A 14,521-nucleotide genomic window follows, 5' to 3' on the forward strand; every position below is an offset into this window, starting at 1 on the left:
AATTTTTAATTCTTCCGGATTTTTCTTTTTTTGATTGCTGTTCGCTGAATAGTTATTCTTTCTCCAAAAAAATTATAATTTTCGGGCTTATAACTTATCTTTCAGAACATAAAATCGCCTTGTAGTAGTAAATTTTTTTTTTTACAGGTTAAATAGTCACTAATAAGTCGTCCGAAAGTCAGCTAGTTTCTCAGCTATTTTTATAATAAGAAACTATACAATGACTTCTACGACAAGGCGCGAAGATATGGATGATATTTTTCATATCTTCTATGAACCTAAAAATTAACTTTCTTGAAGTATTTAAATTTTTTCGCAATTTTCAATTGATTCGGGAGCATAAAATTTAGCCAGCTGTTAATACTAAAAATCTTCATCTTTCCATTCCTTCCTTAATTTTTTAAAACCACAAGTTTTAATTAACATCTATTTTGAGTGAATAACGTATACTTACTAAGGTTCCATATCCGGATTACCATAGCATGATAAGTCTTCTTAGCTTTCGTGTATACGTTGGATCATTCCAATTGAATAATGTTAAGGCGCCCTTTTTGCATTATTCCGACAATATTTTCCAAGAGCAATCACCAATTTCTATATTTTGTGCGAATTAATTTACTGCATGGCAGGGCAAACGGCATCTAATGTGTGCTGCATATGACTTCTTCGAATTTTTTTGTATTGAACTCTTGTTAGTATAATCTCCGCTATATTGAAATAATGATATTTTTGATAATTGGTTTGATGCCGGTGCTCAGATGTGCAAAGGTATGGTTTCTACATTCCTTTGCTACTATATGTCTATTTTAGGGTGAATTAAAGTGTAGATGTACTTAAAATATTTACGTAGAAGTACTTTAACTTAGGTAGTAGACTTCCTTTTTGGATTTGTACAATATCAATTTAATTATATATTCGGTTTGATATTTAGATAGAAATGTTTTTACATTTGCATCTCTAATAGTCTCATTTTCATCATTCGGAAAGTTAATATCGGTCTTTATAAAGTGTTTTAGATGTCGCTATTTTGGTCCTGGATATCTGAAAATATCAAAGTTATTCGATCAAGTTCGACTCAATAAACGAGCTTAAATGTAGTCGGTTATATAGAACTTTTTTGATGCTGTAAAATGATTCTCTTATTATTCCATTTCAATAATTTTAACTAATTCCTTATTGTTTAAAACTATACAACTACATGAAAACCTTTAAAAACATTGCTGCCTTGTGCATGGCATTGCTATGCACTTCGGGAGCCAGTTCCTTCGCAAATAAAGCGGTAACGAACGCTCATGCTCCGACCACAGATAATTGCAATTGTGATAATAACGTCCTGAAAAACCCAAGTTTTGAAGATAGTAAAACCTTTGATGGCTGGAAGGGTGATGGCGAATGGCAAGTAAGCACGACTTATGATGTATGCGGAAACAGGGCTGTCGCGCTGGATGGTAAAGGGAAAATCTATCAGGATGTGCCTGTTGCTCCTGGGACTAAGGTTGATTTTTCTGTCTATGGTGGAGTTCATGTCAATAAAGATCAGGAGTTCAGATTATTATTTTACAATTCATCAAATGAGAGTCTGGCTGGCGCTGATGGAGAAAATATTGATTTTACTGTTGGGAATGGATCCAGTTTAAGGAAATACTTCCTTAGCGCTGTGGCGCCTGCAGGAACAGCTTACGCACGAGTTGAAGCACGTTCTGTCAAAGGCGGTGATTGGATTAAAATGGACGGAGCTTGCGTTCAACTGACGATACCTGCTCCTGTATGTTGTACGGTAAACAAGTTATCCAACGGAAGTTTTGAAGAATACAAATTGGTAGGAGACAGGAAAGTGCCAAAAGATTGGAACTATTCCAACAATTCAAATTTTTCCTGGGATGGCGCGTTTGCAGTTTGTGGGAAGCAAAGTGGTCTCTTAACTGGTGCTGGTAGCTTTTGGCAAGATGTGGCTATAACAGCAGGTAGTTCTGCAACATTGTCTATCTGGGGTGGTTACCACGAAAAGAATTCGCAAGTATTTAAATTACAGTTCGTTTTATCCAACGGAGATGTTGTAGAAGGTGATTCAAAAGCGCTTACAAAGTCTGTAAGTGATTTGCCAAAAACAAGTAATGTTGGTTTAACGCAATATGATTTGTCAGCAATCGCACCATCAGGAGCTAAATATGTCAGAGTATTTGGAAGTTCTAATGGAAATTATTTGAAGGTTGACGCAGCCTGTTTGACTATATCCGTTCCGGTTTGTGAAACATGTAACGACAACAAAATGACTGACCCGAGTTTTGAAGCTGGAACCAGCGAATGGACTAAAGCTGGCGGTACTTTTGAAACTTCAAATGATTACGTCGTTTGTGGCACTAAATCAGGAAAATTAACTGGTAAATCGACCCTTTCGTTAGAAAAATCAGCTGATCCAGCTGCAACTGTAACTTTCTCTATCTATGCTGGTGTGAGTTCAGTGAACGGACAAAAACTTAGACTGAGATTCTTGAATGCTGATCGTGGAGAGATTTCGAGCAAAGAAACTCCGGTAACGAAAATCTATTCTGCTCCTGCAGTTGGACTGCAAAAGTTCACCGTTTCTGAAAGAGCTCCACAAAATACCAGATTTGTTTCTGTTGAACTTGTGTCAAATGGAGAAACTTTCATCTTTGATCTTGGATGTCTTTCAATTGCGGGTGGAACACCACTTCCGGTTACACTTACCGAATTTGGCGTGAAAAAAGAAGGCATCTCCGCTTCTTTGGTGTGGAAAACTACAATGGAAACAAATTCAAAAGAATTTGAAGTACAGCACAGCTCAAATGGCAAACAGTGGGAAATATTGGGTGTTGTTGCTGCGCAGGGAGAAAGCAGTGTCACAAAATCATATAATTTTTTACACACAACCCCGGCAAATGGAAACAATCTATATCGTTTACGAATGATTGACCAGGATTTGACTTTCGCTTACAGTCGTATCGTTAATGAGAATTTTGTGACGGAAGAATCGGCAGTTCTATATCCGAATCCAAGTTCGAACTTTATGAAATTAAAAACGGTAGAAAAAATTGCGAGCATTCAGATATATGATGTGAAAGGTATCAAAGTAAAAGACTTTTCTCCAAGCGGAACTGACATTGATATCAGCAGTCTGGCCCAGGGAACTTACATCGTAACATTCAAACAGACAAGTGGTCTGGTTACCAAACAAAGAATTCAGGTTGTAAGATAATTGAATAGCGTTATTAGTTTCGAATTCCTTCATCTGTTCTGTACAGGTGAAGGATTTTTTTGTTTAAAATGGTTTCAGAAAATTGCAATTGCATCACGAACCGCATACTTCCAATGTTAAGTTTTTCATAAGATTAACAGATTGTTACCTTTTAGGAAATTATTCGGTTTAGTTTTACGTTGCTAACTTCCTGTATGAATTGTAATTAGTGTGAGTTTTGAAAGAAGTTGATTTTGATAATTTAGATATACTGTCTGATCAGTCCGCCGTTTTCGATGTGAAAATGGATACAATCACGGCCAGTGATTTTGGGGCAGATTTCAGGTGGGGAACGGCAACGGCGGCATTTCAAATCGAAGGCGCAGTGGCTGTGGATGGGCGCGGACCATCTATTTGGGATAAGTTTACCAAACAAAATGGTAAAATCAAAGGCGGTCATCATGCTGAGATTGCATGTGATTTCTATAACCGTTATGAGGACGATCTTGAACTTGTGAAGGAACTTGGTTTTAAAGAATTCAGGTTTTCACTTTCCTGGTCCAGAATTTTGCCTACCGGTACGGGAGAAGTCAATCAAAAAGGAATAGATTTTTACAATCGCGTGATTGACAAGTGCCTTGATCTGGGAATTGAGCCGTGGATTACCCTATATCATTGGGATTTGCCTCAGGCCCTGGAAGACCGAGGAGGTTGGAAAAATCGGGAGATTATCGATTGGTTTTCGGAATATGTAAGACTTTGCGCGACGGAATTTGGTGACAAAGTAAAAAACTGGATTGTTTTAAATGAGCCAACCGCCGTGGCCGGACTGGGGTATACAACCGGAATGCACGCACCTGGAAAAAAAGGTATATTCAATTTTCTGCCGGTTGTGCATCATTTAGCATTATGCAATGCGGAGGGAGGTAGGATTATCCGTAATCTCGTGCATGATGCATATATCGGTACTGCACTTTCCTGTTCTCATGTACAGGCTTTCACCGACAAACCAAAGGACGTACGGGCAGCGCAACGTGCGGATGCCATCATGAACCGTCTGTTTGTCGAACCGGCATTGGGGCTGGGATACCCGACTGACGTTTTCCCGTTTTTAAACAATATCAAAAGATTTACAAAGCCCGGTGATGAAGAAAAACTGGCTTTTGATTTTGATTTTATAGGTCTCCAAAATTATTTTCGGATCATTGTCAAACATTCCTACTTTGCACCGGTATTATGGCTGGAAGAAATTCCTGCAAAAAAAAGAAATGTTCCTTTGACTGTTATGGGCTGGGAAGTCGCACCCGATGGTATGTATGATATTCTCAGGCAGTTTAGCAATTATTCTGGCGTCAAAGAGATTATTATTTCGGAAAATGGAGCGGCATTTGAAGATAATCCGGAAAACGGAAAAGTGGTGGATGAAAGGAGAATCCAGTATTTTGAAGATTACTTGAAGAGCATTCTGAAAGCAAAAAATGAGGGTGTGAAAGTGGCAGGATACCTCGCTTGGTCTTTGCTTGATAATTTTGAATGGGCGGAAGGGTACCATCCAAGATTCGGATTAGTTTATGTCAATTACGAGACCCAGGAAAGAATTGTTAAAGAATCGGGGAAATGGTTTGCGTCATTTTTTAAAAACTAGATTTTTATAAATTTTTTAAGATTAAAAGGTTGGTTTCCAACCTTTTTTTGTTTGGATGCGTCTTGTCTGAAATTAAATTTCCATTTATGAAAAAGATTATCATGTGCTTTTTCTTACTGTCTTTTGGGAGTTGTAATGAAAAAGACGAACTACCGGGATCTGATTGCGTCGGCGAAAAAAAAGATATTGCCTGTTATCAAGTATATATGCCTGTTTGTGGTTGCAATGGCCAGACTTATGGAAACGACTGCGAAGCTAGTGCTGCCGGCGTTAAAAAATATACGGCTGGCGCCTGCAACTAGAATAAATTCTAAACTGCGAAGATTATGAAAATCGGTATCATTTTATTTGGACTATTTGCCTGGATTAGCTGCAATGATGAAAAAGTTGTTCAGAAAGAGGTAGAAGTTATCGAAAGCGAAGGTCAGTGGATCAATATGCTCGCAACAGATGGTTGTGCATGGCATTTTGAAATTCCTTCGGGAGATTCGACGCTTTATTTTTTGCCAAGTGAAAACGGACTTAAAGAGGTTGAAAAGGTGCTGGGTAAGATCGAAAGCAGTTATTCGTTTACGAAAGTTCATATTCGTTACAGTCTGACAGGAAGGAAGCGTGAGGTGCAATGTGGTTGGGGCGCAACTAATTTTTACAATGAGATAGATATATACGAAATTAAGAAAAATTGAAAGTAAGGGTTTTCAATAGTTCAAAAAAAGTGTCCGCTCCTGGACACTTTTTTGTTTTTTAGGATCACTTAAATATTTGATAATAAGCTATTTGTGGAAGTCGAACTATTTTCCAGATACTTAGGATAAAACAATTGAAAAAAAAGATTTAACCTTCACGCAACTTCTATTTATAAAAAAACATCCTGTATCAAACGAACCTTATTAGATCATGAAAAAGACACAATTACTCCCCCTTTTGTTTGCATTATTTATCGCTTTTACTTCCTGTGCACAAAACTCAGACGAGAAACCATACGTCAGCAAAAATTTCTCAGCAGCGGTGTCCAACCTTGTGGTAGAAACTTCGGGCGGATCTATTGAAGTGGCCGGAACACAGGCTAGCGGCGTAAAAGTTGAAATGTATGTGCGTCCAAATAACTGGAACGGGAAAGTAAATCTTAGTAAAGATGAAATAGAAGACAGACTGGAAGATTTCGATATTTTTATTGGTAGCGAAGGAAATAGTATAAAGGCAACGGCTCAGCGTAAAAATAAAACTGGCTGGGATAAAAACAGTGTGTCAATCTCGTTCAAAGTTTATACGCCACGCAGCATTTCAACAAATCTGAGAACAAGCGGAGGAAGTATCCGGATTTCTTCACTCACGGGAGAACAAAATTTCAGGACCAGTGGTGGAAGTCTAAAAGTTTCTGATCTGGTTGGAACGGTCAACGGACAAACTTCGGGCGGAAGCATTGACGTAGAAAAATGCAAGCAGGATATTACCTTACAAACTTCTGGCGGAAGTATCAAAGCCAGTGAATTGAACGGAAAAATAAATCTTCAGACTTCCGGCGGGAGTTTGAGTTTAAATGGCCTGGATGGTGATATTCTTGCGCATACGAGTGGTGGAAGTATCAAAGGTGACGGTATTAAAGGGTCGCTGGATGCTGGAACTTCGGGTGGTTCTGTTCGTTTAGCAGGTCTTTCGGGAAGCGTAAAAGCGCATACCAGCGGCGGAAGCATGGAAGTTGAAATCACGCAAGTGGGCAAGTTTGTCGATCTTTCAACCTCAGCTGGAAGTCTGCGGGTTAATATGCCGATGGACAAAGGAATGGATCTTGATTTGAAGGGGAATAAGGTTACCGTAAGCCTGAAAAACTTTGACGGTCAGGTTGAAAAGGATCGTGTACAAGGAAAAATGAATGGTGGCGGAATTCCTGTAAATCTGCATGCAAGCGGTGGATCTGTAAGTATCAATCAATAAAATATCTTCGTAATCCTCTTGTTATATAAGGCGTTCGTCCTTGAACAAAAGTGTTCGTTATCGGACACTTTTGTTGTTTTAAGGCTATCTAATGATTTGATTATCAGTATGATATTATTTTGGCATAAAATTTACCTTACCAATCTATAGAAGCAACCTGAGGCATTCCCGTGCAGAATTCCTTCACTCCCTAATTCAGTTGGCCATGTTTAACAACTACTTCACAATTGCCTGGCGAAATCTCACGCGTAACAGCTTGTATGCATTTTTGAATGTGGCAGGATTGTCAATCGGGCTTGCTTGTGCTTTGATCGTTTTCTGGTTCATTCGTTTCCAGACTTCATTTGACCATGCTCACAAAAATATCGATCGTATTTACCAGATCACCACGGAATTTCTAACTGACGGGAAAAACTACTCCCGCGGCGTTCCTGCACCGATGTGGAAAGCGTTGGAAGCAGAATTCCCGCAGTACACAGCGAGTATGTGTTTTGAAAAATATAATTCACTTCTTGCTGCGCTGGATAACAATGGGAAAGCAGTCAAAAAGTTTAAAGAGGAGGGGCCGTCACTGGCGTTTGTTCAGCCGGAATATTTCTCAATTTTTGATTCAAACTGGCAGGTTGGTAATCCCAAAAATGCACTTTCAAAACCAAACACCATTGTATTGAGCGAAAAAATGGCTCAAAAATATTTTGGAACTGAAAATCCGATTGGGAAAAGTATCAGGCTCGAAAACGAACTTAACCTGGAAGTGACAGGCATAATCGACAACGTTTCTGAAAATACTGATCTGCCGTATGAATTCTTTGTTTCGTTTCAAACACTCACAGCTAATCCAAAATTCGAATATGGCGGCAGCGGATTGGATAATTGGAGCGGAGTAAATTCTAATACCTATTGTTATCTATTATTGCCGGAAAACGTAAATATTAAAGGTGTTGAAAAGCAAATGTCAGCACTGAACAAAAAATATCACGGAAAAGACTATAAGTTTTATTCCCACCCGCTTATTGCCTTTTCAGAGATGCACCACTCCGAAAATTACAACGGAGCGATGCCGATGAAATGGATCTGGATTATGAGCATAATCGGAATTTTCTTAATTGTTACTGCGTGTTTTAATTTCATAAATATGGCTACGGCGCAGGCATTGCGACGTTCAAAAGAAGTCGGTGTCCGGAAAGCTGTGGGCGGGACCAGAAGCCAGGTTTTTATTCAGTTTATGACGGAAACAGCATTAATTACCTTTGCGGCTCTGGTAATCGGTTTTGTGCTCGCCCTTCTCGTTGTTCCCAATATCAATAACTGGCTTGATCAGCCGGGAACTTGGCCCGTAAATATTAACTGGGCCGACAGTTTCTTATGGATTTTTCTGGCGTCGCTTTTTGTCGGTGTGGTACTTTTAGCAGGATCGTATCCAGGTGGGATTCTCGCAGGCTTTCGGCCGGTACTTGCGTTGAAAGGAAGCATATCCACCCGGGAAATCGGCGGGATTTCTTTACGCCGTGGACTGATTGTATTTCAGTTTGTATTGATTCAGCTTTTGGTGATCTGTACGCTGGTTGTCAACAATCAGGTCGATTTTATGCTTTCTAAATCGGTGGGTTATGAGACAAAAGGGATTGCTGAGGTTACCATTCCCACACCAGCAAAAGTGGACCAGAACACATTTCGTCAGCGTTTAATGGAAATTCCTGGGATTTCGGACGCTTCGTTTTGCTTATTTCTTCCCACTACCAATTCGAATAATAGCACCAATGTTAGGTTTGATACGCGTCAGAAAGATGAATTATGGACCATCAATACCAAAGTAGCGGACAATAACTATGTAAAAACTTTCGGGCTTCAATATGTTGCGGGTGGAAATATTCCTAAGAGTGATACTATACGCGGTTATTTAATTAACGAAAAAGCCGTTGAGCGTTTCGGGTTAAAAAATCCTGCTGATGCAATTGGTAAAAATATTGAAATCGAAGACGTAACAGCTCCCGTTTATGGTGTGCTTAAAAATTGGAATAATACCTCTTTTAAAAATGATGTAAACCCTATTGTAGTTTTTAGCTACAATATTTACAATTATTCTTGCGCCATTAAATTAAACACTGCTAATCTTCACCAGACCATGAAAAGTGTGGAGAAATTATGGAATGAATACTTTCCGGATTACCTCTACGAGCAATCCTTTCTGGATGAAAACATCGCTAAAAATTATGCACTTGAAAACATGATGCTGAAACTAATCAGGATCTTTTCTTTCATAGCAATTTTTATCGGCTGTCTGGGATTATATGGTTTGGTGAAATTTATGGCTTCTCAGAAAACGAAGGAAATTGGCGTTCGCAAAGTTTTAGGGGCAAGTGTTTTTAGCATTATCGGACTTTTCGGAAAAGAAATAACATTGTTGATCGGTGTTGCTTTTGTGATTGCTGCGCCAATTGGCTGGTATGTGATGCATGGCTGGCTTGAAGATTACGAATACCGCATTCCGATCGGCGCCGAAATTATGATTCTTGCCATCACCATTACATTTATTGTGGCAGCAATTACGGCTGGATACGAGTCAATAAAAGCGGCATTGATAAATCCGGTCAAATCGCTAAAATCAGAATAAGCCAGTTCGCAGCGACCCCGTCCGACGGCTTTTTCGCCGTCGGACGGGTAATAAAAGAGGAACTCGCCGTCGGACGGGTAATTAAAGAGAAACTCGCCGTCGCATGAGTAATAAAAGAGCAACTCGCTGTCGAACAGGTAATAAAAGATAAATCTAAAAAAAGCCAGAGTCCCAAATCCTTAAAATCAACTAGCCAGAAAAATCTCAAATAATATGTTTAAAAATTATCTCAAAATAGCCTGGCGGAACCTGCTTTCTAGTAAGCTTTTTTCTGCTATTAACGTATTTGGCCTATCCGTTGGAATGACATGCTGTATGTTGCTTTTGTTGTATATCCTGAGCGAAACATCGTTCGATAAACATCAGGAACATGCCGATGATTTATACCTTCTGCGTAGTGAGAACATCCAGTCGAATGGCGAAAAAATGGATAACCCCAGAGCTCCGGCGCCTTATGCACAGGCTGTGAAGGCAGAATTTCCTGAGGTAGTACAGGTCACCCGGCTTTGGCAGAATTTTCTTGAAAACAAAACCTTACTAAAAACCTCCCAGCCGGGAAAACAGGAAAGGTCGTTTTACGAAACGAAAGGCATTCATGTGGATTCCACTTTCTTCGATGTTTTTACCTATAAGTTCATAGAGGGCGATGCCCAAACTTCGCTGAACGATCCGCATTCCGTGGTTTTATCCGAAGAAGTTGCTCACAAATTATTTGGTGATGAGCCGGCTTTGAACAAAACCATCAGGATTGGTGGCAGATCAGGAAATAATGAAAACTTTAAAGTGACTGGCGTATACCATAACGAAGCTGCCCGCTCTCATATCGACGCAAATTATTTCGTTTCCATTCACTCGGGTTGGGTTGGCGATTATCTGAGACAGTCAGATATCGATTTTACGAACAATAATATGTTCTACACCTATCTCCGACTTAAACCCGGAACCAACGCAGAGAAATTCAGTGCAAAACTCCCTTCTTTCATTGAGAAATATGCCCGAAAAGATTTGAAAATTGCTGGTTTTGAGAAAAAGTTGTTTCTGTTGCCAGTAAAAGATATTCACCTTTTCAGCCTGATCGACCGAATTGTCGGGCCGACAACGAGTACCACTTACCTTTATGTGTTGGCATCGATCGCTTTGTTTACTTTGTTGATTGCCTGCATCAACTTTATGAATCTTGCAACAGCACGTTCCGCAAAACGCGCCGCGGAAGTTGGTATCCGTAAAGTTATGGGAGCCGGAAGAGGCGGTTTAGTCGGTCAATTCCTTGCAGAATCGATGGTTTTAACTTTTCTGGCACTCATTCTCGCCATTGTTTCGGTTGCCATCTTGCTGCCATTTTTTAACCAGCTATCTGACAAATCGCTGAATATTTCTGAGTTGTTCAAGCCCGAAATTGCGGTGGCTTTTATTGCGCTCGCTCTTGTAACGGGACTTTTGTCGGGAAGTTATCCTGCATTTTACCTGTCAGTTTTTAATCCGCTTGATGTCATTAAAGGAAAGTTCGTCAATTCAGTTTCCGCCACTACCTTACGTCGTGGACTGGTCGTTTTTCAATTTGTCATTTCGATAGGCCTGGTTGTGGCGACGATGGTTATTCAGGGACAAATCAAATTTATGAAGGATCAACCCCTTGGTTTTGCGAAGGATCAGCAAATTGTCATTCCTCTCCGCAGCGCCGAAGCAAGAAAGGCATACACGGCTTTAAGAAACGAAATTCTTCAAAACAGCCAGATCTCAGCCGCTTCCGGCACGTCTTATTATCCGGGAATTCTTAATCCAAGTGATATGTCCGTGTTTTTGCCCGGGCAAAGTGTCAATGACGACGGTTTGATAAAAACCAATGGCGTCGCAGCTGATTTCATGAAAACCATGGATTTCAAGCTGGCTGCTGGGAGAATGTTTTCTGCTGATTTTCCCGCAGATACTAATCTTAAAATCGTCGTGAATGAAGCCACGCTTAGGAAGTTTGGTATTCCGTTGGAAAAATCGGTTGGGCAAAAGTTGAATTTTAATATGAATGAAAGCACAATCGGGTCATTGGAAATCATCGGTGTTGTCAAGGATTTTCATTTTGAGGATTTGCACAAGGTCATTCAGCCCTATGCGTTTTTCCTGAATGCTGACAATTTTAATTACATGGTAACGCATGTCAATACCAAAGATGTGGGCAACGTTTTGCCATTCATGGAAGCCAAATGGAAAGAGCTGGTACCGGACGAGCCATTTTCTTACAGTTTTCTGAACGATGATTTTCAAAGCAATTATTCAGCCGACGCACGCACCTCCCGGATCGTCAATTCTTTCACCATTATCTCCATTCTGATTTCTTGTCTGGGATTGTTTGGACTTGCAGCTTTTGCTGCGCAGCAGAGAATTAAGGAGATAGGCGTCCGGAAAGTTTTGGGCGCTTCTGTTACAAGTATTGTCGCTCTGCTTTCCGGCGATTTTATGAAACTGGTAATTATTTCGTTAGTCATCGCAACGCCGCTGACCTGGTATGTGATGTCAAAATGGTTGCAGGATTTCGCTTATAGCATTTCCATCGAATGGTGGATGTTCGCTATCGCCGGGGTCCTTGCCATAGCCATCGCACTGTTAACCGTAAGCTCGCAAGCGATAAAAGCCGCGCTGACTAATCCGGTAAAATCATTGAAATCAGAATAAAAAAATGTGTCTTCTCCCGACTTAACCTAACAGATCATGATCAGGAATTATTTAAAAATTGCTTTCCGGAATTTGTTTCGGAACAAGGTATACAGCTTTATCAACATTGCCGGCCTGGCGATGGGCATTGCGGCGTTTTTGCTAATTCTTGAATATGTAAGTTTTGAAAAAAGTGTAAATCAATTCCATAAGAATCTGCCGGAAATGTACCGTCTGATCAATCTGGATAATAAGGGGAACACCTGGGCGGAAGTGGAACCTGCCTGGGCAACAAAGGCGAAACAGAATTTTAGTGAGATTAAGGATTATTGCCGTTTTGCAGATGACATCGCCAAAGGGATTGTTAAAACAGAAGGTAACAAAGCAGAATCTTTCCGGGAAAATAACATTGGATATGCTGATGGGAATTTCTTCGACTTTTTCAGTTTTCCTGTTTTAAAAGGGGATAAAAAATCACTGAATCAACCTAAAATCGTATTTATTACAAATAAAATTGCGGATAAATATTTTGGCAAAACAGATCCGATTGGCAAAGTACTGACACTTTCCAATCAGTTTGGTACTTTATCCTATTCGGTTGAAGGTGTTTACGAATCGCCCGAGAATTCGGATATTAATCTGGATATGGTATTTTCGTTGAAAACGCTTGAAAATCCGGCAAATCTCAATGGAAATGACTGGGCGAATTTGAATAGCGATGACAATCAGTATATTAACACTTTTCTTTTATTAGATAAAGGAGCAGATTACAAGTCGCTGGAACAAAAACTTTCCAGATTCAGGGAGGAAAATCAGACGGATAAAGACGGCATTCAATTCCGCTTGCAGCCAGCCGCCAATATTCATTTAGCTGAAAATTTAAGTGATACCTATCAAACCTCAGGAAATATCAAATATGTCTACACCCTGGGCGCGATTGCGTTTTTGATTTTATTGATTGCCTGGTTCAATTATATCAATTTATCCACAGCAAATTCGCTGAAACGTGCCAGTGAAGTGGGTGTAAGAAAGGTAATAGGAGCCACGCCGTGGAATCTGGTTGGTCAATTTTTAGGTGAGTCAGCTTTGGTGAATTTTTTGAGTTTCACCGTTGCTATTTTGCTTGTCTATTTACTTCAACCCTTTTTCAATCAATTGATTGGAAAAAATCTTTCACTTCAAGTTCTGGGATATTCGCCGGTTTGGATTATTGGTTTGGGTGTTTTTCTGATCGGAATGCTGGCGTCGGGAGTTTACACGGCTTATGCTCTATCCAATTTTAATCCGGTGAAGGTCCTGAAAGGGAAATTAACAAAAACCTCACAAGGAGCTTTTTTAAGGAAATCGCTTGTTGTTTCTCAATTCAGTATTTCCATTGCTTTGATGCTGGTCACCATCGTGATTTACAGTCAGCTGAAATTTATGCAAAATGAAAATCTGGGGGTGAAAACAAGCCAGCTGCTCGTGATCCGCGGACCGGAGATTGGGAAAGATAGTACATTTAAAGTTCGTAAAGCTGCGTTTTGGAATGAGATCAGTTCGCAAAGTTTTGTAAAAGATTATGCGCTCTCGGGAAGTGTACCTGGCAGCTTTTACAATTTCAATACCTCCGGATTTACGCAGCCTGGCTCCAAAGCCGGTGACGAACTGGCTTCATATGCGTTCACAATCATCGGTGACCGTTATCTGAATGTTTATGATCTGAAACTGAAAGCTGGAAGAAATTTTACGCCGGAGGAAACCAACATAGAATGGAATAAAAACTCAAAGGTGATCATGAATGAAAAAGCCATTCAGCAGCTTGGATTTGAGTCGGCGGAAGATGCTTTGAAAACCAAAATCAAATGGGATGAGCGTTTTCTTGAAATCATTGGTGTCGTGAAAGATTACCATCATACAGGCCTGCAAAAAGCGATTGATCCAATCATTTTTTACCCTCAAAATAGCAGCCAGTATATCACAATCAGTCTGACTGCGGATAATATGCAGGAAAAAATAGCCAGGCTTGAAAAGATCTATAAAAACTATTTTGCAGAAAATCCATTCGAATACTTTTTCGTTGACGAAAACTTCAATAAACAATATACTTCCGAAAAACAGTACAGCCAGATTTTTACAACTGCATCGGTCTGGGCACTTGTGATCGCCTGTCTCGGTTTGTTTGGACTCGCTACATTTACGGTTGAAAATCGTAACAAGGAAATTGGTATCAGAAAAGTGCTTGGCGCCTCAGTCGCCAGTATTATCGCCTTGTTGTCAAAAGATTTTCTGTTGCTGATAATCATCGCAATTCTGATTGCAAGTCCGGTTACTTATTATTTCATGAAAATCTGGTTAAGCGATTTTGCCTACCGGATTGATATTTCCTGGTGGATTTTCGCTGTTGCAGGAGGCATATCCATCTTGATTGCTTTATTTACCATTGTATTTCAGGGGATCAAAGCAGCGCTTGCGAATCCCGTTAAATCTTTAAAGTCCGATTAAA

Annotated in this window: 8 protein-coding genes; all 8 read left to right on the top strand. The window is 40.0% G+C overall.

The annotated features are described in order from the left end of the window. Positions 1 to 1,198 precede the first annotated feature (1,198 nt). Entirely contained in the window at positions 1,199 to 3,217 is a 2,019-nt protein-coding gene (locus tag L0657_RS02850; RefSeq protein WP_235148884.1) for a T9SS type A sorting domain-containing protein, read from the top strand. Positions 3,218 to 3,500: 283 nt separating this feature from the next. Beyond that, positions 3,501 to 4,841, top strand: a complete 1,341-nt coding sequence (locus tag L0657_RS02855; RefSeq protein WP_235150421.1) for a GH1 family beta-glucosidase — start codon at positions 3,501 to 3,503, stop codon at positions 4,839 to 4,841. Positions 4,842 to 4,927: 86 nt separating this feature from the next. Next, a complete protein-coding gene (locus L0657_RS02860) occupies positions 4,928 to 5,143 on the top strand; it encodes a Kazal-type serine protease inhibitor (RefSeq protein WP_235148885.1) in 216 nt (71 codons plus the stop codon). A gap of 24 nt (positions 5,144 to 5,167) precedes the next feature. Next, positions 5,168 to 5,527 (top strand): hypothetical protein, encoded by a 360-nt coding sequence (locus tag L0657_RS02865; protein ID WP_235148886.1) that lies wholly within the window; start codon positions 5,168 to 5,170, stop codon positions 5,525 to 5,527. A gap of 211 nt (positions 5,528 to 5,738) precedes the next feature. Beyond that, entirely contained in the window at positions 5,739 to 6,776 is a 1,038-nt protein-coding gene (locus L0657_RS02870) for a hypothetical protein (protein WP_235148887.1), read from the top strand. 205 nt (positions 6,777 to 6,981) lie between these two features. Continuing rightward, complete coding sequence (locus tag L0657_RS02875) at positions 6,982 to 9,390, top strand: ABC transporter permease (protein WP_235148888.1); 2,409 nt, start codon at positions 6,982 to 6,984, stop codon at positions 9,388 to 9,390. 213 nt (positions 9,391 to 9,603) lie between these two features. Further along, positions 9,604 to 12,057 (top strand): ABC transporter permease, encoded by a 2,454-nt coding sequence (locus tag L0657_RS02880; RefSeq protein WP_235148889.1) that lies wholly within the window; start codon positions 9,604 to 9,606, stop codon positions 12,055 to 12,057. A 36-nt stretch (positions 12,058 to 12,093) separates the two neighbouring features. Continuing rightward, positions 12,094 to 14,520: an ABC transporter permease gene (locus tag L0657_RS02885; protein ID WP_235148890.1), complete on the top strand. Its 2,427-nt coding sequence runs from the start codon at positions 12,094 to 12,096 to the stop codon at positions 14,518 to 14,520. The last annotated feature ends 1 nt before the right edge of the window (position 14,521 follow it).

Origin of the sequence: Dyadobacter sp. CY345 (assembly GCF_021502725.1) — a bacterium.
GTDB lineage: Bacteria > Bacteroidota > Bacteroidia > Cytophagales > Spirosomataceae > Dyadobacter.

Coding starts and splice junctions, on each gene's coding strand:
- L0657_RS02850 (WP_235148884.1), top strand. CDS start 1,199: ATGAAAACCTTTAAAAACATTGCTGCCTTGTGCATGGCATTGCTATGC.
- L0657_RS02865 (WP_235148886.1), top strand. CDS start 5,168: ATGAAAATCGGTATCATTTTATTTGGACTATTTGCCTGGATTAGCTGC.
- L0657_RS02855 (WP_235150421.1), top strand. CDS start 3,501: ATGGATACAATCACGGCCAGTGATTTTGGGGCAGATTTCAGGTGGGGA.
- L0657_RS02885 (WP_235148890.1), top strand. CDS start 12,094: ATGATCAGGAATTATTTAAAAATTGCTTTCCGGAATTTGTTTCGGAAC.
- L0657_RS02870 (WP_235148887.1), top strand. CDS start 5,739: ATGAAAAAGACACAATTACTCCCCCTTTTGTTTGCATTATTTATCGCT.
- L0657_RS02880 (WP_235148889.1), top strand. CDS start 9,604: ATGTTTAAAAATTATCTCAAAATAGCCTGGCGGAACCTGCTTTCTAGT.
- L0657_RS02860 (WP_235148885.1), top strand. CDS start 4,928: ATGAAAAAGATTATCATGTGCTTTTTCTTACTGTCTTTTGGGAGTTGT.
- L0657_RS02875 (WP_235148888.1), top strand. CDS start 6,982: ATGTTTAACAACTACTTCACAATTGCCTGGCGAAATCTCACGCGTAAC.